The 24,360-nt window shown below is 71.2% G+C and carries 20 protein-coding genes and 1 riboswitch; of the genes, 6 read left to right on the top strand and 14 right to left on the bottom strand.

Annotation, left to right across the window (positions count from 1 at the left end):
• Positions 1–85: 85 nt before the first annotated feature.
• The 3 genes from ACTWQO_RS35940 to ACTWQO_RS35930 are packed head-to-tail and all read left to right on the top strand — an operon-like array spanning position 86 to position 2,495.
• A complete protein-coding gene (locus ACTWQO_RS35940) occupies positions 86–1,156 on the top strand; it encodes an ADP-ribosylglycohydrolase family protein (protein WP_443241574.1) in 1,071 nt (356 codons plus the stop codon).
• Positions 1,157–1,215: 59 nt separating this feature from the next.
• Positions 1,216–1,707 carry an NUDIX domain-containing protein gene (locus ACTWQO_RS35935; RefSeq protein WP_443241573.1) on the top strand — a complete coding sequence of 164 codons (492 nt, stop codon included), beginning with the start codon at positions 1,216–1,218 and terminating at the stop codon, positions 1,705–1,707.
• 50 nt (positions 1,708–1,757) lie between these two features.
• Entirely contained in the window at positions 1,758–2,495 is a 738-nt protein-coding gene (locus ACTWQO_RS35930; RefSeq protein ID WP_443241572.1) for an SIR2 family NAD-dependent protein deacylase, read from the top strand.
• Here the strand turns inward: ACTWQO_RS35930 and ACTWQO_RS35925 are convergent.
• The 3 genes from ACTWQO_RS35925 to ACTWQO_RS35915 are packed head-to-tail and all read right to left on the bottom strand — an operon-like array spanning position 2,483 to position 5,246.
• Positions 2,483–3,256 carry a DeoR/GlpR family DNA-binding transcription regulator gene (locus ACTWQO_RS35925; protein WP_443241571.1) on the bottom strand — a complete coding sequence of 258 codons (774 nt, stop codon included), beginning with the start codon at positions 3,254–3,256 and terminating at the stop codon, positions 2,483–2,485. The genes ACTWQO_RS35930 and ACTWQO_RS35925 overlap by 13 nt on opposite strands.
• A gap of 24 nt (positions 3,257–3,280) precedes the next feature.
• Positions 3,281–3,763, bottom strand: coding sequence for a methylated-DNA--[protein]-cysteine S-methyltransferase (locus ACTWQO_RS35920; protein WP_443241570.1), 483 nt, complete (start codon positions 3,761–3,763; stop codon positions 3,281–3,283).
• A 10-nt stretch (positions 3,764–3,773) separates the two neighbouring features.
• A complete protein-coding gene (locus tag ACTWQO_RS35915) occupies positions 3,774–5,246 on the bottom strand; it encodes an AlkA N-terminal domain-containing protein (RefSeq protein ID WP_443241616.1) in 1,473 nt (490 codons plus the stop codon).
• Between the two features lie 150 nt (positions 5,247–5,396).
• On the opposite strand from ACTWQO_RS35915, the gene ACTWQO_RS35910 reads away from it, so the two are divergent.
• Positions 5,397–6,350, top strand: a complete 954-nt coding sequence (locus ACTWQO_RS35910) for an endonuclease/exonuclease/phosphatase family protein (protein WP_443241569.1) — start codon at positions 5,397–5,399, stop codon at positions 6,348–6,350.
• Between the two features lie 14 nt (positions 6,351–6,364).
• Here the strand turns inward: ACTWQO_RS35910 and ACTWQO_RS35905 are convergent, their stop codons facing one another.
• The 11 genes from ACTWQO_RS35905 to ACTWQO_RS35855 form a co-directional block, all read right to left on the bottom strand.
• The gene (locus ACTWQO_RS35905) at positions 6,365–10,276 is read right to left on the bottom strand and encodes a glycoside hydrolase family 2 TIM barrel-domain containing protein (protein ID WP_443241568.1); all 3,912 of its coding nucleotides are present in this window, start codon (positions 10,274–10,276) and stop codon (positions 6,365–6,367) included.
• A gap of 144 nt (positions 10,277–10,420) precedes the next feature.
• Positions 10,421–11,962, bottom strand: a complete 1,542-nt coding sequence (locus ACTWQO_RS35900; RefSeq protein WP_443241567.1) for an ABC transporter ATP-binding protein — start codon at positions 11,960–11,962, stop codon at positions 10,421–10,423.
• Complete coding sequence (locus ACTWQO_RS35895; protein ID WP_443241566.1) at positions 11,959–12,777, bottom strand: ABC transporter permease subunit; 819 nt, start codon at positions 12,775–12,777, stop codon at positions 11,959–11,961. Before ACTWQO_RS35895 ends, ACTWQO_RS35900 begins: the two co-directional genes overlap by 4 nt.
• Positions 12,774–13,727 (bottom strand): ABC transporter permease, encoded by a 954-nt coding sequence (locus tag ACTWQO_RS35890; protein WP_443241565.1) that lies wholly within the window; start codon positions 13,725–13,727, stop codon positions 12,774–12,776. Before ACTWQO_RS35890 ends, ACTWQO_RS35895 begins: the two co-directional genes overlap by 4 nt.
• Entirely contained in the window at positions 13,724–15,298 is a 1,575-nt protein-coding gene (locus ACTWQO_RS35885) for an ABC transporter substrate-binding protein (protein ID WP_443241564.1), read from the bottom strand. The genes ACTWQO_RS35890 and ACTWQO_RS35885 overlap by 4 nt, the downstream gene beginning before the upstream one ends.
• 10 nt (positions 15,299–15,308) lie before the next feature.
• Entirely contained in the window at positions 15,309–16,100 is a 792-nt protein-coding gene (locus ACTWQO_RS35880) for a class I SAM-dependent methyltransferase (protein WP_443241563.1), read from the bottom strand.
• The gene (locus tag ACTWQO_RS35875) at positions 16,097–17,323 is read right to left on the bottom strand and encodes an MFS transporter (protein WP_443241562.1); all 1,227 of its coding nucleotides are present in this window, start codon (positions 17,321–17,323) and stop codon (positions 16,097–16,099) included. The genes ACTWQO_RS35880 and ACTWQO_RS35875 overlap by 4 nt, the downstream gene beginning before the upstream one ends.
• Positions 17,307–18,347: a mandelate racemase/muconate lactonizing enzyme family protein gene (locus ACTWQO_RS35870; RefSeq protein WP_443241561.1), complete on the bottom strand. Its 1,041-nt coding sequence runs from the start codon at positions 18,345–18,347 to the stop codon at positions 17,307–17,309. The genes ACTWQO_RS35875 and ACTWQO_RS35870 overlap by 17 nt, the downstream gene beginning before the upstream one ends.
• Positions 18,344–19,423, bottom strand: a complete 1,080-nt coding sequence (locus tag ACTWQO_RS35865) for a PLP-dependent cysteine synthase family protein (protein WP_443241560.1) — start codon at positions 19,421–19,423, stop codon at positions 18,344–18,346. Before ACTWQO_RS35865 ends, ACTWQO_RS35870 begins: the two co-directional genes overlap by 4 nt.
• Positions 19,420–20,391 carry a Rossmann-like domain-containing protein gene (locus tag ACTWQO_RS35860; RefSeq protein ID WP_443241559.1) on the bottom strand — a complete coding sequence of 324 codons (972 nt, stop codon included), beginning with the start codon at positions 20,389–20,391 and terminating at the stop codon, positions 19,420–19,422. Before ACTWQO_RS35860 ends, ACTWQO_RS35865 begins: the two co-directional genes overlap by 4 nt.
• The gene (locus ACTWQO_RS35855; RefSeq protein ID WP_443241558.1) at positions 20,388–21,644 is read right to left on the bottom strand and encodes an ATP-grasp domain-containing protein; all 1,257 of its coding nucleotides are present in this window, start codon (positions 21,642–21,644) and stop codon (positions 20,388–20,390) included. The genes ACTWQO_RS35860 and ACTWQO_RS35855 overlap by 4 nt, the downstream gene beginning before the upstream one ends.
• Before the next feature lie 133 nt (positions 21,645–21,777).
• Here ACTWQO_RS35855 and ACTWQO_RS35850 point away from each other — a divergent pair, with 133 nt between their 5' ends.
• Both ACTWQO_RS35850 and ACTWQO_RS35845 read left to right on the top strand, forming a co-directional pair.
• A complete protein-coding gene (locus tag ACTWQO_RS35850; protein ID WP_443241557.1) occupies positions 21,778–23,289 on the top strand; it encodes an alpha/beta hydrolase in 1,512 nt (503 codons plus the stop codon).
• 52 nt (positions 23,290–23,341) lie between these two features.
• Positions 23,342–23,526, top strand: a riboswitch (cobalamin riboswitch).
• Positions 23,527–23,556: 30 nt separating this feature from the next.
• The gene (locus ACTWQO_RS35845) at positions 23,557–24,249 is read left to right on the top strand and encodes an energy-coupling factor ABC transporter permease (protein ID WP_443241556.1); all 693 of its coding nucleotides are present in this window, start codon (positions 23,557–23,559) and stop codon (positions 24,247–24,249) included.
• The last annotated feature ends 111 nt before the right edge of the window (positions 24,250–24,360 follow it).

Here is a 24,360-nt window from a genome sequence, read left to right as displayed (position 1 = left end):
CGGAGCCTGGGACACCGCTGGGAACCCGCTGTGCGAGCCCCCGGAACCCCGAGCGGGCGCGCCCGGAATTGGGTAAACCGGTCCTATGACCCCTGTGGGCACTGAGCACGAGCTCGCGGACCGCATCCTCGGGGGCTGGCTGGGCCGGATCGCGGGCAACATGCTCGGCAAGCCGGTCGAGCAGGGCGACCTGTGGACGCGGGACCGTATCGACCGATATCTGCGGCAGGCCGCCGCCCTGCCCCTCACCGACTATCTGCCCGAGCCGGTCGACGAGAGCGACGGCTTCGAGCTGCGACCCGAGTGGCGCCAGTGCGTCCGGGGCCGTATCCACGGCAGCTGCCGTGACGACGACGTCGACTACGCGATCCTCGGCCTCGACCTCCTGGAGACCCACGGCTTCGGCTTCAGCACCGAGCAGGTCGGCGACCTGTGGCTGCTGCGCATGCCGTATCTGCAGACGTTCACGGCCGAGCGGGCGGCGTACCGGAACCTCGCCAACGGGCTCAAGCCGCCCCTGACCGCCACCGTCGACAACCCGTACCAGGAGTGGATCGGCGCCCTCATCCGCGCCGACATCTACGGCTGGACCTGCCCCGGCGTCCCCCGCCGCGCCGCCTCCCTCGCCCGCCGGGACGCGGTGCTGTCCCACACCGGCAACGGCGTGTACGGCGCGATGTGGGCGGCCGCGCTGATCGCGGCGGCGTTCACCGCGCCCACGGTGCGGCACGCCGTGGACGAGGCGCTGGCGGTGATCCCGGCGAGCAGCCGCATGGCCCGCACCGTTCGCCGTGTCGTCTCGCTCCACGACACCCGGATGACCTGGGAGGACACGCTCACCACCGTGTCCGAGGAGACCGCCGGCCTTGGCTGGATCCACACCGTCCCGAACGCCGCCGTGCTCACCGCCGGGCTCCTGTACGGCGACGGCGACTTCACCCGCACCATCACCCTCACCGTCCGCGGCGGCCTGGACACCGACTCCAACGGCGCGACCGCGGGTTCGGTGGCCGGTGTGCTGACCGGTGCGGACGCGATTCCGGAACAGTGGAAGGACCCGCTGGAGGACACGGTCCGCAGTGCGGTGTTCGGCTTCGACGGGGTACGGATCAGCGAACTGGCGGAGCGGACGGTGCAGTTGGCCGACGGCGAGTGAGGTTCAGGGCGCGGCGTCCACGTCCGGGCCTGGCTGCGACAGCTGGTTACCCTTCCTGGGTGACCACTCCAGACTTCGCCACGTACATCGCGGGCCTGCCCCGTGTCCTCGCCGGGGCCGCCGCTCTCTTCCGTGACGCCGAGGGCCGGGTGCTGCTCGTCGAGCCGAACTACCGTGAGGGCTGGGCACTTCCGGGCGGCACGATCGAGTCCGACGACGGGGAGACGCCACGGCAGGGCGCGCGCCGCGAGACCGCCGAGGAGATCGGTCTCGACATCGAACTCGGCCGCCTGCTCGCGGTGGACTGGGTGCACGGCACGGCCCGCCCGCCGCTCGTGGCCTACCTCTACGACGGTGGCGTCCTCGGTGAGGACGACTTCAAGGCCATCCGCCTGCAAGAAGAGGAACTCCTGTCCTGGCGCCTCGTGCCCCGCGAGGAACTCACCGCCCACCTGCCGGGTGCCCTGGGCCGCCGCGTCCTGGCCGCACTGGACGTCCTGGCGGACGGCTCGGGCACGGCGGAACTGGAGAACGGCCACCGCGTGAGCTGACGGAGATACCCGGTCGCCGCCACCGGTTCCCCCGTCCTACTCTCGGTGCCATGACCAAGCCCCTCGTCGCCATCCTCAGTGGCGCCGGTATCTCCACCGACTCAGGAATCCCTGACTATCGCGGCCCCAACGGGTTGTGGCGGCGAGATCCGGAGGCCGAGAAGCTCGTGACGTACGAGTACTACATGGGCGACCCGGAGATCCGGCGCCGCTCGTGGCAGATGCGGCGCAAGAACCGGACGCTGAAGGCCGAGCCCAACGCGGCGCACCAGGCCGTGGCCGAGCTGGAGAAGTCCGGAGTGCCGGTCAGGGTCATCACGCAGAACGTCGACGGGCTCCACCAGCTCGCCGGAATGCCCGCCCGCAAGGTGCTCGAACTCCACGGCAGCGCACGCAGTTTCGTGTGCACCGGGTGCCAGGCCCGGGGCCCGATGGAGGACGCGATCGCCCGTGTCGAGGCCGGCGAAGAGGACCCGCCGTGCCTGGAGTGCGGCGGCATCCTCAAGTCGGCCACCGTCATGTTCGGCGAGCGGCTCGACCCGGCCGTCCTCGGCGAGGCCCTCGCCATCACCAAGGCCTGCCAGGTCTTCATCGCCGTCGGCACCAGCCTCCAGGTCCAGCCCGCGGCAGGACTCGCCGGCGTCGCCGCCGATCACGGCGCACGGCTGGTCATCGTCAACGCGGAATCCACGCCTTACGACCACCGCGCCGACGAGGTCATCCGCGAGCCCATCGGCACCGCATTGCCCGCGCTGATGCACCGGCTGGGTACGGATCACGACCTCTGAGCGTGGCTGAGATCCACCTGTACGACCCTGACGCCCGCTTCCTCCAGCGCCGTGCAAGTCGCACCGTCCGACGTCGCATCGGTCACGACGACATCCAGGTCCTCGGGGCCGCAGATCTTGACCATGCCGGTTCCGGGGAACTTGCTGTTGTCCGCGAGGAGCGCCACCTTGTCGCTGGCGGCGATCATGGCGCGTCTGGCGGGTACCTCGGCGACCGTGGTGTCCATGACCTGACCGCCGGAGCGGACGCCACAAGCGCCCATGAAGAGCCAGTCCGCGTGCACCTGGCGGAGGTTGTCCTCGGCCATGAAGCCGTCCGTCATGCGTGATGCGCGTATGACCATGCCGCCGAGCAGCATCAGTTCGACGCTGTCGTCCTGGACGAGTTCCTCATAGACCACGAGGTTGTTGGTGATCACGGTGATCCGGCGCCCGTGCAGGCGTCGCGCCAGCCGGTGGACGGTTGTGCCGGAGTCGAGGATGACCGACTGGCCGTCCTCGATCAGCGTGGCCGCGTGGGCGGCTATCGCGTCCTTCTCGGTCACATTGGCTTCGGCGGCCTCGGCGAACGGTGCGGGAGCCTCTTCAATGACCGCTCCCCCGTGGACCCGGGTGAGCAACCCGTCCTCTTCCAGCTTGAGGAGGTCACGGCGGACGGTCGCGGCACTGGCTCCCAACTGACCGGCAAGATCCGTCACGGTGACGGTGCCGCCGGATCTCAGTGCCCGCAGGATGAGTTGGTGTCGTTGTTCAGCCAGCACGCAACGGAACACTACACACGGTGGTCAGAAAAGCGCCGCCCCGCCCTCGAACTCCAGCAGCCGCAGCTTGCGTTCCAATCCGCCGCCGTAGCCGGTGAGGCTGCCATTGGCGCCTACGACGCGGTGGCAGGGGACGATGATGCCGATGGGGTTCTTGCCGTTGGCGAGGCCGACGGCGCGGGAGGCGCCGGGGTTGCCGAGGGCGTCGGCGAGGTCGCCGTAGGAGCGGGTCTCGCCGTAGGGGATCTTGCGGAGCTGGTCCCAGACGGTGCGTTGGAAGGCGGTGCCGTGCAGGCGGAGTTCGAGGGTGAACTCCTTCAGCTCGCCCGCGAAATACGCCTTCAGTTGGTCCTCTGCCTCGGAGAACAGGGTGTCTTCTCGTGTGCCGAAGGACTCCTCCGGTGGGCGGTGGCGCTGGTCGGTCATGTAGAGGCCGCACAGGACGCCGTCGTCGGCGACGAGGGTCAGGGGGCCGTACGGGCTGTCGATCACGGTGTGCTGTTTCACTGCGAAGTCCCTAGACAGGAAGGAAGTTGATCGGGTGGCTGTCGGTCGCCCACAGGTACTGGACCGCGTACGCCCGCCACGGCGCCCATGCCGCCGCCCGCGCCGTGAGTGCCGCGGGAGTGGAAGGCAGGCCCAACTCCTGGGCCGCGCGGCGGATTCCGAGGTCCGTGGGGAGGAACGCGTCGGGGTCGCCGAGGGCGCGCATGGCGATGACGTCGACCGTCCAGGGGCCGAAGCCCGGCAGGGACAGCAGGCGGGAACGGGTCTCCGTCCACTCGTTGTCCACGCCCAAGCGCAGCTTGCCGTCGGCGAGTTCGCGGACCAACGTCGTGAAGGTCGTACGGCGGGTGCGCGGCATCGCCAGCGACTCCGGGTCCAACGCGGCCAGTGCCTGAGGCGACGGGAACAGGTGAGTCAGGCCGCCCTCCGGGTCGTCCACCCGCTCGCCGTGGGCGGTGACGATGCGGGCCGCGTGGGTGCGGGCCGCCGCGGTGGAGACCTGTTGGCCGAGGACCGCGCGGATCGCGAACTCGGCCTCGTCCACCGTGCGCGGGACACGGCGGCCGGGGGCCTTGTCGACCAGGGGCGTCAGGACCGGGTCCGCGCGCAGCTGCTCGTCCACCGCGACCGGGTCCGCGTCCAGGTCCAGCATGCGGCGGCACCGGCTGATCGCGACGGGCAGGTCACGCAGGTCGCTGAGGGTGAGACGGCACGCGATGTGGTCCGGCTCGGGAGTCAGGGAGACGATTCCATGGCCGTACGGCAGTCTGAGCGTCCGGCGGTACGCGCCGTCCCGCCACTCCTCCACCCCGGGTACGGCGGTGGCCGCGAGGTGGCCGAAGAGGTTGTCGGGGTTGAGGGGAGCGCGGAAGGGGAGCCGGAGGGTCAGCACGCCCGGCGTGCCCTGAGCGCCGCGAGACAGGGGCACGCGAGTGCGCAGCTCGCTCGGGGAGAGGGCGAAGACCTCGCGCACGGTGTCGTTGAAGGTGCGGATGGAGGAGAAGCCTGCCGCGAAGGCGATCTCCGCCATCGGCAGGGGGGTCGTCTCGATCAACAGCCTTGCCGTCTGGGCGCGTTGGGCGCGGGCCAGCGCGAGCGGGCCCGCGCCCAGTTCGGCCAGGAGCTGGCGCTCGACCTGGCGGGTGCTGTAGCCGAGGCGCGCGGCGAGGCCGGGGACGCCCTCGCGGTCCACCACTCCGTCGGCGATCAGCCGCATCGCGCGGGCGACGAGGTCGGCGCGCTGGTTCCACTCCGGTGAGCCGGGGCTGGTGTCGGGGCGGCAGCGCTTGCAGGCCCGGAAGCCGGCCTGCTGGCAGGCGGCAGCGCTGGGGTAGAAGGTCATGTTCTCCGGCTTGGGCGGCACGACGGGGCAGCTGGGCCGGCAGTAGATACGGGTGGTGAGGACGGCCGTGAAGAACCAGCCGTCGAAGCGCGCGTCCTTGGACTGGACGGCGCGCACGCACCGCTCCCAGTCGGTGTGCATCGCGTTCTGCATGCCTCCAGCATGGGTCACCGCCCGCCCCCTGGCTGGCGAGAATCCGACATGGACCTCGCGTGCCCTGGGGCCGGGCGGATCACGGCACCGGTTCCGCCCGGGAACTGAGATCGCCGGGCCGCGCGTCGTACGAGACCTATGAGCCCTGAGAGTCCTGCGATTCCTACGAGGCAGGCCCTGAGCACCTGGTTCCGCCCGCGCGCCGCGTGGGTCGCGAGCCTGCTCGTCGCCTGTGTGCTGATGTTTCATGCCCTCGTGCCGAACCGGGTCGGCCGGCTGGGCAGTCTGCTGGAGACCTTCCTGCCCTGGCTCGGTCTGGCCGTTCCGGTCCTGGCGGGCGTGGCGCTGCTGCGGCGGTCACCTGTCGCGCTCGCAGCAGCGTTGCCGCCGCTGGCGGCCTGGCTGGCCCTGTTCGGCGGGCTGCTGCTCCCCCGGTCGGACGGGGCGTACGACCTCACGGCGGTGCAGCACAACGTCAGCGACGTCAACCCGGACCCCGCCGGAACCGCGCGCACCCTGCTGCGGGCGGACGCCGACCTGATCGCGCTCGAAGAGGTGACGCCGTCCCATGTAAGGGAGTTCACGGCGACCCTCGACTACCCGCACCACGCCGTCGTGGGCACGGTCGGCCTGTGGTCCCGATACCCGCTCACCGACGTCCGTGCCGTCGACATCAGGCCGACCGGCGTGGGGACGGACTGGAACCGCGGCCTGCGGGCCACCGCCGAGACCCCGTCGGGCGAGGTAGCGGTGTACGTCGCGCACCTCCCCTCCGTCCGCCTCGGCGCCGGGTTCGACACGGCGCTCCGCGACGAGAGCGCGGCCCTGCTAGGCCGGGCACTGGATGCGGAGCGACTGCCGGACGTGATCCTGCTCGGCGACCTCAACAGCACGGTCGACGACCGCGGACTGGACCCGGTGCGCGCACACGTGAGCGCACCGCGCAGGGGGCTCGCCTTCAGCTGGCCCGCGTCCTTCCCGCTGGCCAGGATCGACCAGATCCTGGCCAGGGACGCGACCGTCACCCGTATCTGGACGCTGCCGGACACGGGCAGCGACCATGTGCCGGTCGCTGCCCGTATCCGGTTGTGACGGCTGCTCGACGGCTACTCGGACGCCGTCGGCCGCCGCGAGGCCGCCGTCGCCCCGGCCACGTCGCTGATCGGCCGCAGCCGGTAGGTGTACGCGTAGTCCCGGTCGGCGAACAGCTTGTACTCGTCGTGCGTGTGCGCGCCCCAGCTGTTGTCGCCGCCCACGCCCATCTGCCGGTGGTTCACCCGCAGGACGACCTCCTCACGCGGGGTGAGCTGGTAGTCGTGGCGTGCCCCGACCGACAGGTCCTCCGGGGTGAAGTGCGAGGCGTTGACCTCCAGGAGGGGTTCGCCGCTGACGAGGAGCCCGTTGCCGCGCCGGTCGGTCAGCGCGAACCAGCGGATGTCGGTCTTGTTGCCGTTCTCCTGCGGCCGGATGTACGGGGTCCACTGCCCGTCGACGGTCCCGGAGTACAGGCCCACGTCGGTGCCGTTGTTGCGGTCCCAGTGGTTCTCCTCGGGACCGCGCCCGTAGTAGTGCACGCGGTCCAGCCGCCCCGGCAGGAACAGCAGGGTGCCGACCTCCGGGATGTACGGCAGGCTCGGCGCACCCGGGTGCAGCGTGTGGTCGACCTTGATCTCGCCGTTCCCGAAGACGGTGTAGGTGGTGGTGTACGTCGACTCGACCGACGTCGGCAGGGTGCCGCTGACCTTGATCTCGACGGCCCTGCCCTGGAGTTCACGTACGCCGACGTCCGTGACCTTGCGGTTCGCGCCCGTGTCCCGCCAGGTCTGGTTGCGGATGTGCTGGCTGTTGCCCTTGTCGTTGTCGGTCGGCGCCCGCCAGAAGTTGGGCACGGGCCCGGAGCCGATGAGCCGGGTGCCCCGGGCCTCGTACGAGGTGATGAGGCCGCTGCTCTTGTCGACGGTGACCGAGAAGCCCTTGCCGGTCACCTCTACGGAAGCGGTTCCGTCCTGGTGACGCAGCTCGGGCACGCTCGCCAGCGGCACCGGCGTCACGGCCGGACTGCCCGCGTCCAGGGGCAGTTGCTGCTTGGCCACCTCGAAGCCGGCCTTCGCCCACTTCGTGGCTTCCTTGGTGGTGAAGGACAGTTGCAGGAAGTACTCCGCGCCCGGCGCCGGGTTCGCCGGCAGCCGTACGGGCACGGTGATCTTCTTCTCGGACAGCGGCGGTACGTCGAGCTGCGCGCGGGTCAGCTTCCCCCGCTGGACGACCTTGCCGTCGCCGATGAGCGTCCAAGTTCCGTCGAATTCACGGAGGTTGGTGAAGAGGTTCTCGTTGATGAGCGTCACCGCTCCCGGGCCGCCGCTCGCTGTGACGTTGATCGCCTGGTAGGTGTGCTTCACCTCGGCGGCCTTGCCGGTGTGGCCGCGGTCGGCGGTGACGATGCCGTCCGCGACGAAGTTCCCGTCGTTGGGGTTGTCGCCCCAGTCACCGCCGTACGCGAAGAAGGTCTTCTCCGGCGACCGCTTCTCGGCGAAGCCGACCGTAGCCGCGTCGAACCAGAACCGCACGCCCTCGTCACCGGGTCCACGGCTGCCGGAGGCGAGTTCGGCGGCGGTGAGGGCGCGGGCGTAGACGCGGGCGCGGCGGATCGTGCCGCTGAACTCGCGGGTCCAGTTGTCCACGTCGGTGGCGAGGGAGAGCGGCGCGGTGTTGCTGCTGGGCTTGCGCGTGCTGGTCCGGGTGGCCCGTACCACGCCGTCCACGTAGAGGGTGAGCGTGCCGGCGTCGGCGTCGAAAACACCTACGACGTGATGCTCCTTGCCGGTCCAGTCCGCGGGCACCGGCCAACTGGCCGTGATCCACTGGCCGCCGCCGTGGATGAAGAACTCGATGTTCTTGTTGGTCTGCTTGAGCGCGTACTGGGTGTCGCCCTTGGCGAGGATCGGCTGGTGGTACCCGGTCACGTGCGGGGTGATCCACGCTTCCAGGGTGAGCGAGCCGGTGAGGTCGAGGGAGGCTTCGCGGGCGAAAACGGTTCCGCCATAGACACCCTTGTCACGGTCGAAGGTGCCGCTGGGCGCGAGGATCTCGCCCTTCAGCTTCTTCGGCCCCGAGTCGGTGAACAGCTTGCGCGTCGGGGTGGGCCAGGACACGGACTGGTCCATGAAGTCCCAGATCCAGCCGCCCTGCAGGACGTCGTAGCGGCGGATGATGTCCCAGTACTTCTTGAAGTTGCCGTTCGAGTTCCCCATGGCGTGCGAGTACTCGATCATGACGTAGGGCCGGGTGTCGGCGGTGTCCTTCGCGCGGGCCTCCACGCGCGCGGGGCTCTCGTACATCTCGGAGCGGATGTCGCTGACGCCCGGGCGGTCGTCGCCCTCGTACTGGATGACGCGGGTCGTGTCGTACGAGCGGATCCAGTTGTGCATGTTGACGAAGGTGCTGCCGGCGCCCGCCTCGTTGCCGAGCGACCAGATGACGACCGACGCGTGGTTCTTGTCCCGGTGAACCATGTTCTGAGCGCGGGCCACGCAGGCCTCGCTCCAGTCGGCGTGGTTGCCCGGGTATTCGTCGCGGATGCCGTGGGTTTCGAGGTTGGTCTCGTCGACGATGTACAGGCCGTATTCGTCGGCGAGTTCGAGCCAGATCGGGTTGTCCGGGTAGTGCGAGGTCCGGACGGTGTTCATGTTCATCCGCTTGATGACCTCGATGTCCAGCACCATGTCCGCGCGGGTGAGCGCGGTACCGCGGGCCGGGTGCATCTCGTGCCGGTTGGTGCCGCGCAAGGAGACGGGCTTGCCGTTGATGCGCATCAGCCCGTCCTTGAGCGCGAACTCGCGGAAGCCGACGCGGTGGGACAGGGTTTCAATCACCTTTCCGGCGGGGTCGCGCAGCCGCAGGACGGCGGTGTAGAGGTTCGGGTGCTCCGCCGACCACAACTGCGGTGCCGGTACAGCCTTTTGAGCCTGTACGGTCGCGTCCTCGCCCGCCGCGCCGACATCGGCGGTCTGCTGCAGGGGACGGGACCAGACGGCGTGGCCCCGGTCGTCGTACAGCTGCGTCTCGACGGTGTACCGGCCGCCACCCGCGGTGCCGTACGCCCGCACGCTCGCCGTCACGGACAGCTCGGCGGCCGTGTAGTCGTCGCTCAGCGGGGTGTCCAGCTTGAAGTCGCGCAGGTGCACGGCCGGGGTGGAGTACAGGTAGACCGAGCGGAAGATGCCGCTCAGCCGGATCATGTCCTGGTCCTCCATCCAGTCACCGTCGGAGTAGCGGTACACCTCCACGGCGATCTGGTTGGTGCCGGGCTTCAGGTGGTCGGTGATGTCGTACTCGGCGGGGGTGAAGGAGTCCTCGTGGTAGCCGACCAGTTCGCCGTTGATCCACACGTAGTGGGCCGACTTGACGCCCTCGAAGTGCAGGAAGGTCCGCCGGCCCGCCCAGTCCTTCGGGACCGTGAAGGTGCGCCGGTACTGGCCGACCGGGTTGTAGCGCGTCGGGGCGGCGGGAGGCTGCGGCTCCTCTCCCAGGCCGTTGGGCCCCCACCAGGGGTAGGTGATGTTGACGTAGATCGGGAAGTCGTAACCGTGCAGCTGCCAGACCGACGGGACGGGCAGGGTGTCCCAGTCCTTGTCGTCGACGTCGGTGCGGTAGAAGTCGGCGTCGCGGTCGTCGGGGCGGTCGGCGTAGGCGAACTTCCAGGTGCCGTCGAGGCTCTGCCGGTACGGCGAGCGGGTGCGGTCGGCGGCCAGGGCCTGTCTCACGTCCGCGTACGGCATGAGGGTGGTGTGCGGCGGCTCGGTGCCGAGCCGGAAGAGAGCGATGTTGCCGTTCCACTCGGGAGTGGCGTCCGGCGCGGCACGCCGGGTTGACGCCTGGGCCGACGTGGACGACAGGGCGAGGGCACCGAGGACGGCGGCGGACGACTCGAGGAGACGGCGGCGGCTGATGACCGGCCGTTCGGCGGGAGATGCGGGAGAGGGGGGAGAGGAGTGCTGGTGCGCGTGCGGGTGCGGCATGACCGAGACCTTCCTCAGAACGACAGTGCGCTGCACCTACTGGGTGCTTGCGTCGGATCCTGTCCATATCACTAAGTTCCGAACGCCTCAGAAGCAACATTCCTGTCGGACTTTGTTGACTCCTGATCGGACATCAGTCGGATGTCACAGCAAGGGAGTTCGAGACTCCATCCGTGCCGTCGTCTCCATCAGCGACACGGTGAACGGGTCCTCCGGCGCCGTCAGGATCCGGTCGGCCGGGCCCTGTTCGACCAGTTCGCCCGCGTCGAGTACGGCGATGCGGTGGGCCAGGCGTGCGGTGTCCAGGTCGTGGGTGATCAGGACGAGGGAGAGGTCGTCGCGGTCGCGCAGGAGCCCTTCGAGGACGTCGAGGATGCCGCGCCGGGTGACCGTGTCCAGGCCCGAGGTGATCTCGTCGCAGATCAGCACCCGGGGGTGCGCGAGCAGTGCCCGGGCCAGGGCCGCGCGCTGGAGCTCGCCGCCGGACAGCTGCGGCGGGCGGCGCCGGGCCAGGCCGGAGGTGAGGCCGAGGCCGGTGAGTGTCGTCAGGGCCTCCTCTCCGGCCGTGCGCGGATCGATGCCGCGCAGGCGCACGGCCGTCCGGGCGACCTGGTCGAGGACCGGCCGAAACTCGTCGAAGGCGGCCCGTGCGTCCTGGAAGACGTACTGGACAGCCCTCAGCTGAGCCCGGTCGCGGTGGCGGAGGCTGCGCGGCAGCCGGGTGCCGTCGAGGTCGATCTCGCCGTCGTGGTCACGGTGGAGGCCGGCCAGGCAGCGGGCGAGGGTGGTCTTGCCGCTGCCGGAGCGGCCTACGACGGCCAGGCACTCACCGGGGTGGACGGTGAGGCCGGGGGTGCGCAGGACGGCGCTCCTGCCGTGGCGGGCGGTGAGGTCGCGGATGCGGAGGACGGGTTCCGTCGTGTCCTCGGCGGACTGCTCCTGCGGGATCGGCGGCCGGGCGTCGAGGAGTTGGCGGGTCCACTCGTGCCGGGGTGCGAGCCAGAGCCGTTCGGCCGGGCCCGACTCCACGACCCGGCCCGCCTTCATGACCAGTACGTCGTCGGCGAGCGTGCGCACCACGTCCAGGTCGTGACTGAGCAGCACGACCGCGATACCGCGTGCCGCGACCGCCGCCAGTTCGTCGACGATCCGGCTCTTGGTCAACGCGTCCTGCCCGGTGGTGGGTTCGTCCGCGACGATCACCCGGGCGCCGAGCAGAAGGGCCTGCGCGAGGACGACGCGTTGCTGCTGGCCGCCGGAGAGCTGGTGCGGATGGCGCCGCAACAGGGGCTCGGCGTCCGGGAGTTGGGCGTCGGAGAGGGCGCGGAGGACGCGTTCGCGGGCGGCACTCTTGCGCTGAGCACGCGGCAGATCGCGTACCTGCGTGCGGGCGATGTCGGTCAGCAGCGCCGAGACCCGGCGGGCGGGGTTGAGGACGGCGGCGGGGTGCTGCGGTACGTATCCGACGTTCCCCGAGACGCGTACGTCGCCGGTGACGCGGGCCGCGGGCGGGTACTCCCCGAGCAGCGCTAGCCCCGTCGTGGTCTTGCCGCTTCCGGAGGCGCCGACCAGAGCCGTCACCCGTCCGGGCAGGACCCGCAGGTTCACGCCGTCCACGATGGCCCTGCCGTCGATCTCCACGCGCAGGTCGCGGATCTCGGCGACGGGAGTGTCACTCTCACTCAAGACGATCGTTCCTTCTCTTGCTTCTTCCGAGGCAGGTCTCGCTTCTCCAGCGCCGCGTCGAAGAGCAGGTTGCTGCCCATCGTCAGCGCGACGATCAGCAACGCGGGCACCACCACGGCCCAGGGCTGCACGAACAGTCCGGTGCGGTTGCGGTCGACCATGACCGCCCAGTCCGCCGCGTCCGGTGCGACGCCGACACCGAGGAACGCCGCCGTGGCCACCAGGTACAGCACGCCGGTGAGCCGGATGCCCGCGTCGGCGGCGAGGGTGCGCAGCATCGACCGGCCGACGTATCCGACGGCCGTGCGCCACCACGTCTCGCCCTGCATCCGCAGCGCCTCCACGGCGGGACGCGCGGCCGCCTCCGCCGCGGCGGCTCGCACGATCCGCGCCGCGTCGGGCACGTTGACCAGCGCGACCAGCAGTGCGAGCCCGGCCGCGCCCGGCGTGAACACCGACGCCACCAGCAGGATCAGCAGCAGCGACGGCACCGCGAGCAGCACGTCCAGCGGCCGCATCAGCGTCTCCTCCAGCCAGCGGCGGTGGGTGAGCGCGCTGATGAGCCCGACCGGCAGCGCCACCAGGTAGGCGAGGGCGGTGGCGGCGAGCGCGGTCAGGACGACCGGGCGTCCCCCGTGCAGCACCTGCTGCCAGACGTCCCGGCCCACGAAGTCGGTGCCGAGCCAGTGCCCGTCGCCGAGCATGAACGACGGGGCGCGCGGGCCCGGTTCGCCCGCGAACAGCGGCCCGAGGAGGGCGAGGAGGAGGGGTACGGCGCAGACCGCGATGCCGAGGAGGTAGCGCCGGGCCTTCACGCGGCCACCCCCGCCCGCGGTGTGAGCCGATGGGCCACCAGATCCGCGCCCAGATTCAGTACGACGGTCAGGATGCCGAAGACGACGGCGAGCCCCTGCACCACCGGTACGTCGCGTTCGGCGACGGCGTTGAGCAGGACCGTGCCGAGTCCGGGGATCACGTAGAGGGCCTCCACGACGATGACGCCGCACAGCAGCCAGTCGATGGTGCGGGCGAGTTGCTGCGCGGCCGGGGCGAGGGCGTTGGGCAGGGCGTGCGTGTAGCGGATGCAGGCGCCCGGGACGCCGTAGCGGCGGGCGTGGGTCGCGTACGGGGAGGCCAGCGCGTCGACCATGCCCGCGCGGACCAGTCGGGCGATGGAGCACACCGGCCGGGACAGCAGGACCAGGACAGGCAGGACCAGTGCGGCGGGGTGGGCGAGCAGATCGGTGCCGTAGCCGACGGCGGTCGGGGGCAGCCAGCCCAGTTGGAGCGCGAAGACGGTGATCAGGAGGACGCCGAGGGCGAATTCGGGAACCGCGTACACGGCGAGCGTCACCGAGCTGACCAGCCGGTCGATCAGCCGCCCCTCATGCCGGGCGGCCAGCACGCCGAGCCCGAAGCCGAGCGGAATCAGCAGCGCGACGGTGAGGCCGGCCAGCATCAGGGTGGGCCCGAAGCCGTCCGAGATGTACTGCCCGACCGGCCGCCCGGACGTGAGAGACGTCCCGAAGTTGCCGTGCGGCAGCCCGGACGCCCAGTCGAGCAGCCGCTCGTACGCCGGCCGGTCCAGGTCCATCGCCTCACGGATGGCGGCGATCCGGGCCGGGTCGGGCTGGTCACCGGCGAGGGCGACCGCGGCGTCGCCCGGCAGCGCCTCGGTGAGCGCGAAGACCAGCAGCACGACGGCCATGGTCTGCGCAACGCCGAGCAGCAGCCGCCGGGCGACGAAGGAGCGCAGTCCCGTCACGCCAGCCAGACCTTGTCGAAGCGGGCCCAGTCGAGCGAGTTGGCGGGGGCGTTCGTCTCAACGCCCTTGACGTTCTTGGCGGTTCCGAGGATCCAGTCGGCGAAGCCCCAGATCAGGAAGCCGCCCTCGGAGTACAGCCGACGCTGCATGCGCTCGTACACGGCGGCCCGCTCGGTCTTGTCCCGCGTGGACTGCGCCTGCTGGTAGAGCGCGTCGAAGTCCTTGTGCTGCCACTTGGTGGCATTGGTGCTGGAGTCGGTGAGCAGCCGCTGCGAGATATGGGCCTCGATGGGCATGGCGCCGGAGCGGTAGCAGCACAGGGTGCCGGAGTCGAGGATGTCGGCCCAGTACGTGTCCTTGCTGCCCATCTTCACGTCGACGGTGACGCCCGCCTTCGCGGCCTGGTCGCGGAAGATGCTGGCGGCCTCGGTGAATCCGGCGGCGACGGCGGAGGTGTCGAGGCCGACCTTCAGCTTCTCGGCACCGGCCTGCTTGAGCAGGGCGCGGGCCTTGTCGAGGTCCTGCTCGCGCTGCGGGAGGCCGTCGGCGTAGTACTCGTAGCCCTTGCCGAACAGGTCGTTGCCGACCTCGCCCGCGCCGGACAGGGCGCCGTCGACGAGTTCCTGCCGGTCGGCGATGAGGAAGAACGCCTGGCGGACCCGCTTGTCGTCGAAGGGTGCCCGGTCGGTCTTCATCGCGAAGCCCTGCATGGCGCTGTTGCGCAGCCGCACGATCTCGATCTGCCCCTTGCCCTCGTGCGCGCGGCCGGTCGTGGGGTTGAGTTCGTGCGCGTACTCGACCTGGCCGCCGAGGAGCGCGTTGACGCGCGCGGACTCCTCGTTGGCGACGACGAATTCGAGCTCGTCGAGGTGCGGGGCGCCCTCCCAGTACTCGTCGTAGCGGCGGAAGACGGCCGACCGTCCGGGCGCGAACGACACGAAGCGGAAAGGGCCGGAGCCGATCGGCTTCTTGTCGAACTCGGTCGCACCGTCCGGGACGATGTACGCGCCGAACGCGGCCAGGACGTTGGGGAATTCGGCGGTCGGCCGCTTCAGCACGAACTCGATGCTCGTCTCGCTCGTGGCGCGGCTGGCGTCGAGGTCGATGGGTTCCAGGGACGCCTTGGCGCGGAATGCCTGCTTCGGGTCGGCGATCCGGCGGTAGCTGTAGAGGACGTCCTGCGCGGTGACGGGCTTGCCGTCGTGGAAGGTGGCCTTGCGCAACGTGACATACCACTTGTCGAGGGCCTTGTTGGACTCCCACTTCTCGGCGAGCCGGGGCCGCGCCGACAGATCGGCACCGTAGTCGGCGAGCTTGTCGAAGAGGGCCTTGGCGCGGGCGACGTCGGCGAACAGGTTGGCCAGGTGCGGGTCCAGGGTCTCGCTGGCGCCACCGCCCGCGAACGCGGCCCGCAGCCGCCCGCCCCGCTTCGGCTTGCCGTCACCCGCACCCGTACCGGAGCTGTCGTCGGAGGAACCGCAGCCGGTGAGCGCGAGCGCACCGAGCGAGGCGGCACCGGTGGCGGCGAGGAAGCCGCGGCGGCGCAGACCGGGAAAGCGTTCGTCGTACATGTGATGTCCTTCAGTGGTGGGTGAGCGGGTTCAGGCGCGCTACGACGTGCAGCCGGTCGGCGTCCGTGGCCGATCCGGGCAACTGGCCCTCGCGCCAAGGCGGTTCGGTGCGCGGGCCGGGGCCGTCGTACAGGTCGAGGACCTCGAAGCCGTGGACGGCCAGGAAGTGGCGCAGCTCCAGCGGGAACAGCAGCCGCCAGGCGGAGCGCTGCTCGACGGGCGGGGAGCCGTCGTCGGAGGTCCATACGCGGATACGGCGCAGGAGTTGGGCGGTGCGGTCGACCGTCAGGGTCGTCGTCGACCGGTAGGCGGTGCCCTGCCAGATGAAGGCGTTGACCTTGGGTGTGTCGAGGAGGTCGGTCCGGCCCAGGAAGTAGGCGCCGTTGCGCATCTCCGCGACGAGCAGCCCGCCGGGTGTCAGGGCGCGGCGGCAGGAGGCGAGGAAGCCGACTAGCTGGTCGTTGGTGTGGCAGTACAGCAGGGCGCTGTCCAGGCAGACGACCGCGTCGAACGCGCCCAGGTCGAAGCCGTGCAGATCGGCCCGGACATACGCCGGCCCGGGATGCTGGGCGCGGGCGTACGCGAGCATCGCCTCGGAGAGGTCGGCGCCCGTGACCGTACGGCCGGCCCGGTGGAGATGGCCGGCGTCGCGGCCCGTCCCGCAGCCCATGTCCAGCACGCGGGGCCCGGCGCCGTACCGCAGTAGGCAGTCCTCGGCCCAGCGTCCGGCGAGCCGGTCGGGGTCGGGGAAGCGGGCCTCGTACAGCTCGGGGTTGTCGGTGAGGAGGTTGCCGCTCGTCATACGGCGCTCCGTTCGGCGACCGGTACCGGGATCACGGGGAGGGCGTCCCGACGGTGCAGCCAGGCGACCCCGCCCGCGGAGGCCAGCCCGAAGAGGGCGCAGCACAGCCACGGAAGCCGGTCTCCCGTGTCCATGGCCCAGCCGACGACGGTGTTGCCGACGGCGGCCGCGATGCCCGAGACGACGTAGAAGATCCCGAAGTAGGTGCCGGTCAGCTCGGGGCGGCCGAAGCCGGGGATCAGCTCCATGACGAACGGCGAGGCGATCATGACGCCGAGGTAGAGGAGCAGGGTGCCGAGGAGTACGGGGAGCGCGGCGAGCAGACCGGTGTGCGGCGTCGCGAAGGCCGGGGGCACGAACGCCAGGCCCATCAGTGCGAGTCCGGCCGCGATCCAACGCGGCCTGCTGCCACGGGACTTGAGCGAGCGGGTGATGCGGAGCTGGAACGCGAGGTTGGCAACGGTTCCGACGAAGAAGACGAGGCCTGCCGCGCCCTCCCAGCCGGTGGCCTGGCGAGCTCCCTCGGGCAGCAGCAGGTAGAGCTGGTTCTCCAGGGTGAACATGCCGACCATGGCGAGCGCGAAGGCCAGGAAGGCCCGGTTGCCGACGACTTCACGCCAGTCGGCGAGGACGCCGCCCTTGCTGGGCTCCACTTCCCGCGCGGGCAGCACCAGGGCCTGGGCCACGGTGAGGGCGGCGAAGATGCCGGCGGCGGTGAGCGCGGACGTACGGAAGTCGACCAGCAGCAGGGCGCTGCCCAGCAGTGGGCCGATCAGCGCACCGGTCGTCGCGAACACGTTGAAGAGCGCGAACGCCTCCGCCTTGCGCTCCCCCGCCTCCTGCGAAAGATAGGCCCGCACCGCCGGGTTGAACAGCGCGCCCGCGAGCCCGCTGAGCACGGACGCGGCCAGCAGCACCGGCAGCCCGTCGCCGAGCGCGAACAGCGCGAACCCGATCGTCCGCAGCGCACACCCGGCGATGATCACGCCTCGCGCGCCGAGCCGATCGGAGGCCGAGCCGCCGATGACGAACAGGCCCTGCTGGCTGAGGTTGCGGACCCCGAGGACGATGCCGACGACGGCCGCCGACATGCCGAGGTTCTCGGTGAGGTGGGTGGCCAGGTACGGGATCAGCAGATAGAACCCGGCGTTGACGCCGAGCTGGTTCACCAGCAACAGGCGTACGGCGAGCGGGAATTGCCGTATCTCATGCCACGTCTTCACGGGCCGCCACCTCCTCCACGCCGAGCCCCGGCAGGTCGGGGGCGCGTACGAAGCCGTCGGTGCCACCGATCCCGGTCCACGGGTCATGGGCGAGCAGCAGATGTCCGTCGAGGTCGGCCCAGCGGGCGCGGTCGGCGAGGTGGACGGCGGGCGCGAGTCCGAGGCTGCTGGCGGTGAGGCAGCCGAGCATCAGCTCGGTCCCGCTGCCCTCGATCAACTCCGCGATCCGCAGGGCCGCGTGGACGCCGCCGCACTTGGCGAGCTTGACGTTGACGCCGTGCACGCGTCCCGCGAGACGGCGCGCGTCTTCGAGGCTTACGGCGTCCTCGTCGGCGATGATCGGCAGCGGAGAGCGCTCGGCCAGCTTGCCCAGCGCCTCGGGGTCGCCCGGCGCGAGGGGCTGTTCGACCGCTTCGACGCCGAGGTCTGCGTAACGCGGCAGCAGGGCGCGGGCCTGCGGCACGCTCCAGGCGCCGTTCGGATCGAGGAGCAGCCGGGCTGCGGGCGCGGCGTCGCGGATGATCCGTACGCGCTCGACGTCGTCCTCGGGGTCGGGGGTGCCCGCCTTGACCTTGATGACCTGGAAGCCGCTCGCGGCGAGACGACGGGCCTCGGCCGCGGCCTGTGCGAGGGAGGTGATGCCGATGGTGCGGGCGGTGGCGGCGACCGGGGCGGCGGGGGCGCCGAGCAGACGATGGACGGGAATCCCCGCGCGCTTGCCGACCAGGTCGAGCAGCGCGGCCTCGACGGCGGCAGCCACCGCCGGTGGGATGGGCCACCCCTGCCTCAGGCTCTCCGACGCGCTCTCGGGGTCGGGGAAGCGGTTCAGGTCGACGGCCGCGAAGTGCCGTCCCAGGGTGTCGGCGTCGAGGCCGTAGTACACGCTGGCGACGGCCTCTCCATGGCCGTACAGGCCCTCGTGTTCGATCGTCAGCCATACGGCGTCGCGGGCGGACATGGTGGAGCGGGAGATGCGCAGCGGCTCGGTGAGGTCGAGACGTACGGTGCGCAGGGTGGCCTTCACGGGGCTTCTTTCGGGGAGTGGAGCGGATCGGTCACACGGGTGCAGCGGGCCCAGCCGGTGGCCTCGGCGGCGCGGGGGTGCGGGATCTCGACGGGGCGGGTGGCCGCGGTGGACGGGTCGATGCCATGAGCGCTGGTGAAGTCGTCGTCGTACACGGTTCCGAGGTAACGGTGCGGACCGTCGGGGAAGACGGTCGCGACGACCGCGCCCGAGTGGACGCGGGCCGCCCAGGCGGCGACGCGCGCGACCGCGCCGGTGCTCCAGCCGCCGCTGACGAAGCTGCCCTTGGCGAGCCGGCGGCAGCTGTCCACGGCCTCGGCGGGGCCGATCCAGTGGACCTCGTCGAAGGCGTCGTAGGCGACGTTGCGCGGGTGGATGCTGCTGCCCAGGCCGCGCATCAGCCTCGGCCGGGCGGGCTGGCCGAAGATGGTGGAGCCGGTCGCGTCGACGCCGATGAGGCGCAGGGCGGGCCAGTGGCGGCGCAGCGGGCCGATGATGCCCGCGCTGTGTCCGCCGGTGCCGACGCTGCACACCAGGACGTCCAAGTGGTCCAGCTGGACGGCGAGTTCGGCGGCGAGGGTGGCGTAGCCGGTTGTGTTGTCGGGGTTGTTGTACTGGTCCGGCCAGTAGGCGTCGGGCAGGATCGCGAGCAGTTCGCGCAGCCGGGCGAGGCGTGCGGCCTGCCAGCCGCCCACCGGGGCCGGGCGGTCGACGATCTCCAGCCGGACGCCGTGGGCGCGCAGCAACTGCCGCATGGACGGCTCCAGTTCGCTGTCGCCGACCAGCACCACCGGGTGGCCGAGCGCCTGCCCGGCGAACGCGAGGCCGATACCGAGCGTGCCGGAGGTGGACTCCACGACCGGTGCGCCGGGCCGTAGTTCGCCGCGCTCACGGGCGCCGAACAGCATCGACACGGCCGCCCGCGCCTTCATCCCGCCCGCCGCGAGCCCTTCGAGCTTGGCCCAGAAGCCGGGGTGGGGTCCTGGCAGGCCGGCGGTGATGCGGACGGTCGGGGTGCGGCCGAGCAGATCGAGCAACTCCGGTCGGGCGACGGCCCGTACGGCGGTGGCGGTCATCGGTCACCCCCGCGGTACCGGTGGATCACTCCGGGGCCGCCGTCCAGCCAGAAGAAGGGGTACGGCTCCGCGCACACCGCGCTCACGCCGTGCCCGAGGAAGCGGGGCAGCACGGCGCTGCCGGTCTGCGCGAACACCACCAGCTGCTTGCCGCGCTGGAGCGCGTGCCGCCGCAGCGGTTCGAAGGTGCCGTTGCCCAGGGTCATCCCGGACACGAGCAGCGCGTCACAGCGGTCGGCCGCGGCAAGCGCGTCCCCGACGACCTCCTCGCCCCACTCGGTCGCGCCGCCCTTGAGATCGCAGGGTACATAGCCGAGTCCACGCGAACGCAGCGCCTCCAGCAGGGAGTTGACCACGCCGACGACGAGCACGGTGGCCCCCGGCCGCAGATCGAGCAGTTCGACGACCGCCAGTGCGCGGGCCCGGGATTTCTCCAGCGAGGTCCCGGCGGGCAGCGGGACGGGACGGGCTCCGGTGGCCGGGGCGTGCGGGGTGACGTGCATCAGATACGCGTCCAGCGCGGCCACGCGCACGGGCAGCAACGGATGCTCCAGCAGCCGCGCCACGTCCGCGCCGACGCATTCGTCGAGCGCGCTCTCGGGCAGCGCGCCGGGTTCGACCGCACAGGAGCCGACGGCCTCCGCGAGACGCAGGCTGAGGACCTCGTTGCGGTAGCCGGTGCCGCGCCCGTCGTGCCGTACGGCCTGACAGGTGGTGAAGGCGACCGCGATACGCAGGGTGGCCGGATCCGGGCCCAGATCGCCCGCGCGGACCCTGCGTATGAGGCCGTCGAAGGCGGTGGTGACCGTCTCGGTGGTCGTCACGGTCTCGGTGGGGGTCACCACCTCGCTGGTTGTCGCCGCCTCGGTGGCTGCCGCCCTCTCGGTGCCGGTCGCGCTCTCGGCGGCGGTCGTCGTCTGGGTGCCGGTCGCCGTCTCCGTCGCGGTCACCGTCTCCGTCGTGGTCATCGGATCACCAGCCCCGCCCGCAGCGCGGCCAGCAGCGCCTCGACTCGGTCGCGGGCGCCGGGTCCCTCGGCGTCGCCGGCCATGACGTGTCCGAGGTACTCGTTGTTGCTGCCGGCTGCCTTCACGGTCTTGCCGGGCTCGGCGAGCTGCAGCTCCAACACGCCGGTGGCGTCGTGCAGTTCGCGTCCGTCCAGCGCCTCCAGCGTGCCCGCCGTGTGCGGGACGAGGAAGCCGATGGCGGCGCTGCGCAGCCCGGTGTCCGTGCGGCGCAGGTCGGGGGTGCGGCCGAGGGCGACCTCGACGAAGGCGGCGGCGAGGTCGATGCCGGTGACGTGGCGGACCAGTTCGGTGATGCGGTTTCCGGCGGGCCGTGGATTGACCTCGACGACACGGGGACCGGCGGAGGTCAGCTTGATCTCGGTGTGGGCGACCACGCCGTCCGTCAGCCCGAGGGCCTTCAGGGCGCCGAGCGCGGTGTGCTCGGCGGCCTCGGTGTCGGCGGGCGTCAGCGCGGCCGGGAACATATGGCCGGTCTCGATGAAGGCGGGGGCGCCGCCGATGCTCTTGTCGGTCACGCCGACCACCTGGACCGCGCCCGCGTGGGAGACGGTCTCGACGCTCACCTCGGGGCCGTCCAGCAGCTCTTCGAGGAGGACGACGGGCGCCCGGCGCTGACCGCGCGCATTGACCGGGAAGTCACCCAAGTCTCGTACCGCTGCGGCGAGTTGCGCCTCGTCGTCGACCCGCCGTACGTACATGCCCGCGCACAGGTCGACGGGCTTGACGACCAGCGGGTAGCCGATCTCCCCGGCGGCCCGTGCGAGGTCGGCCCACTCCTCGTGGACGGCGAAGCGCGGCTGCGGCAGGCCCGCGTCGGCGAGGACACGGCGGGTGGCGTCCTTGCGGCAGGCGTTCTCCACCGCCTCGGGGCCCGGGCCGGGCAGGCCGAGGTGCCCGGCGACGCGCGCCACGGTCGGCAGGTAGTAGTCGCAGGACGTGAGCACCCCGTCGAAGCCCAGCGCCGCGTGCAGCCGCTCGACCTCGGGCAACAGGGCGTCGATGTCGTTCGTGTCGGCGGTGATCACATGGCGGGCGCCGAGCAGCGGATGCGCGGTGCCCTCCGGCGCCGACCGGAGGTAGTGGTGCAGGTCACGGGTGAGAAACGTGAACTCGTGCCCGCTCTCCCGGATCGCTCTCGGCAGCAGTCGACTCATGGAACCGACCCAGCTCTCGACCATCAGCAGATGAGCCACAACTCCCCTTTTCCCACAGGTGGTTCAGACGTCAGGGCAGCCCGGAACCCCCTCGGACGGGAGGGCGGCCGGACTTGACTCGGCCACGTTATCGATAATCATTTTCATTGTCATCTGAGAAAACAACATCACCTTGGGGTTCCTGTTGCCCGTCTCCACCCGCACCGCGGCGATACTGTGCGCCCTCGCACTGCTCCCCACCGCCGCTCCCGCCGAGGCCGCGCCACCGGCACCGGCCGTCCGCTTCGGCGACTGCCCCGACTCCGTCCCGCAGCCGCCCGCCCCCGACCGCGTCGAGTGCGGGCGGATCAGCGTCCCGCTCGACCGGCACCACCCGCGGGGACCGCACCTCACGATCGCCGTCTCCCGGGTCCCCGCGTCCGGCACGCCCGCCGAGCGACGCGGCGTCCTGCTGGTCAACCCCGGCGGCCCGGGCGGCTCCGGACTCCCGTACGCGGTGACCAAGCGCGCCAAACTCCCCGAGAGCGTGCGGCGTTCGTACGACGTCATCGGCTTCGACCCGCGCGGCATCGGCCACAGCTCACCGGTCGACTGCGGTGACATGGGCGGCTTGTTCGACAGCCCGGGCACGGACCCCGTCCCGGTGGGTCCGACGGCGGAACGGGCCTACCTCGCCTCGCTTCAAGACATGGCCGACGACTGCGCCAAGGGCGCGGGCGGTGTCCTGCCGTATCTGTCCACCGAGCAGACGGCGTACGACATGGACGCGATCCGCGCCGCGCTCGGCGAGCCGAGGACCGGCTTCCTCGGGGTGTCGTACGGCAGTTATCTCGGCGCGGCCTACGCGGCGCTGTTTCCGCAGCGGGTCGGGCGGATGGTGCTGGACAGTGTGGTCGGGCCCTGGGGCTGGTACGACTTCGACGTCATCCAGAGCCGGGCGCTGCTGCGGCAGCGGGACACGTTCTTCGAGTGGACCGCCGCCCATGCCGAGCGCTTCGGCCTGGGCGCGGACGCGGGAGACGTACGCCGGGCTTATCTGCGGGTGCGTCGAGGTCTTGGCGGCGGGCCGGTGGACGGCTTCGGGGCGGCCGAGTTCGACCGTGCCGTCTATCGCGCCCTGGGCCGCACCGAGCGCTGGGCGCCACTCGCCGACGGGCTGCGGACCTACCTCGACGACGGCTCGACGGACGGACTCCGGCCCGGTACGGCCTTCGACAGCGCCGACTCCCGCAACTACGAGGCGGCCAACCGCATCGTCAAGTGCGCCGACGGGCCCGCGCCCACGCCGGACCGCATCCTGGCGGACATCCGCCGCACCCGTCGTATCGACGCACAGCCAATCCTGACCGGCATGGAGGCGTCCACCTGCGCCTACTGGCAGCACCGGCCCGCCCGGCGGACCCCGCTCGGCAGCCCGGACGCACCGCCGGTCCTGCTGGTCGCCTCCGCGCACGACCCGGTCACTCCCGTCGAGGGGGCCCGCGCGCTGGGCAAGGTGCTGCCGGGGTCGCGCCTGATCACGCTCACCGACGACTACTCGCACGGCGTGTTCGCCAGCCGGGGCAATGCCTGTGTGGACGACACGGTGGCGGCGTATCTCGTGGGCGGGGAGGTGCCGGCGGGGGACGTGCGGTGTGCGGGGCCGGGACTGCCGGACCCTGGCAGCGACGCCCGTCAGCGCTGATCACCCTCCCGCACGCCCCCGTGCACGGCTTGTCACCACCCCACGCCGCGCACTACTGTCACCACGCCTTGGTGAACGGGAAACCGGTGCGATACCGGTGCGGCCCTCGCCACTGTGAATCGGGAAGTCCGGCTCCGGCCCTCACGGGCAGCCACTGGGTCCTCCAGGACCCGGGAAGGCGGAGCACGGGCGGTGGTACCCGTCAGCCAGGAGACCGGCCAAGGCGCGTCAACCATCCACGAGGTGCTGGAGAGGGTCTGCTGAGCCATGCACATTGCCGAGGGTTTTCTTCCTCCGGCGCACGCGGTCGCCTGGGGCGTCGCGTCGGCGCCGTTCGTCGTCCACGGAGCCCGGTCACTCACCCGTGAAGTCAGGGAACACCCGGAGAGCACCCTGCTCCTCGGCGCCTCCGGAGCCTTCACGTTCGTCCTGTCGGCCCTCAAACTGCCGTCGGTGACCGGGAGTTGCTCCCATCCCACCGGCACCGGACTGGGCGCCATCCTGTTCCGGCCGCCGGTGATGGCGGTGCTGGGCACCATCACCCTGCTCTTCCAGGCGCTGCTGCTCGCCCATGGCGGCCTGACCACGCTCGGCGCCAACGTGTTCTCGATGGCGATCGTCGGGCCCTGGGCCGGATACGGGATCTACCGGCTGCTCCGGCGGTACGGCGTGCCGCTGATGGTCGCCGTCTTCTTCGGCGCGTTCGTCGCCGACCTGTCCACCTACTGCGTCACCAGCGTCCAGCTGGCGCTCGCGTTCCCCGACCCGAGCAGTGGATTCCTGGGCGCGCTGGGCAAGTTCGGGTCCATCTTCGCCGTGACGCAGATCCCGCTCGCGGTCAGCGAGGGGCTGCTCACGGTGCTGGTGATGCGGCTGCTCGTGCAGTCGAGCAAGGGTGAACTGACCCGGCTCGGCGTGCTGCTCACCAAGAAGGCGAGCACCGAGGCGGTGGCCCGATGAAGCGGAATCCGACGATCACTCTCCTGCTGCTGCTCGCCGTCGTTGCCCTCGCGGTGCTGTCCCTGGCGCTGGGCCTCGGCGAAGACAAGGAGGAGCAGTTCACTGGCTCCG

This window comes from Streptomyces sp. 4N124, assembly GCF_052245395.1.
GTDB lineage: Bacteria > Actinomycetota > Actinomycetes > Streptomycetales > Streptomycetaceae > Streptomyces.
Note: the sequence above shows the minus strand (reverse complement) of the source record. Positions and strands in the feature narration are given on the sequence as shown.

Coding starts and splice junctions, on each gene's coding strand:
- ACTWQO_RS35885 (WP_443241564.1), bottom strand. CDS start 15,298: ATGTACGACGAACGCTTTCCCGGTCTGCGCCGCCGCGGCTTCCTCGCC.
- ACTWQO_RS35910 (WP_443241569.1), top strand. CDS start 5,397: ATGAGCCCTGAGAGTCCTGCGATTCCTACGAGGCAGGCCCTGAGCACC.
- ACTWQO_RS35880 (WP_443241563.1), bottom strand. CDS start 16,100: ATGACGAGCGGCAACCTCCTCACCGACAACCCCGAGCTGTACGAGGCC.
- ACTWQO_RS35905 (WP_443241568.1), bottom strand. CDS start 10,276: ATGCCGCACCCGCACGCGCACCAGCACTCCTCTCCCCCCTCTCCCGCA.
- ACTWQO_RS35930 (WP_443241572.1), top strand. CDS start 1,758: ATGACCAAGCCCCTCGTCGCCATCCTCAGTGGCGCCGGTATCTCCACC.
- ACTWQO_RS35915 (WP_443241616.1), bottom strand. CDS start 5,246: ATGCACACCGACTGGGAGCGGTGCGTGCGCGCCGTCCAGTCCAAGGAC.
- ACTWQO_RS35940 (WP_443241574.1), top strand. CDS start 86: ATGACCCCTGTGGGCACTGAGCACGAGCTCGCGGACCGCATCCTCGGG.
- ACTWQO_RS35865 (WP_443241560.1), bottom strand. CDS start 19,423: ATGACCGCCACCGCCGTACGGGCCGTCGCCCGACCGGAGTTGCTCGAT.
- ACTWQO_RS35845 (WP_443241556.1), top strand. CDS start 23,557: ATGCACATTGCCGAGGGTTTTCTTCCTCCGGCGCACGCGGTCGCCTGG.
- ACTWQO_RS35860 (WP_443241559.1), bottom strand. CDS start 20,391: ATGACCACGACGGAGACGGTGACCGCGACGGAGACGGCGACCGGCACC.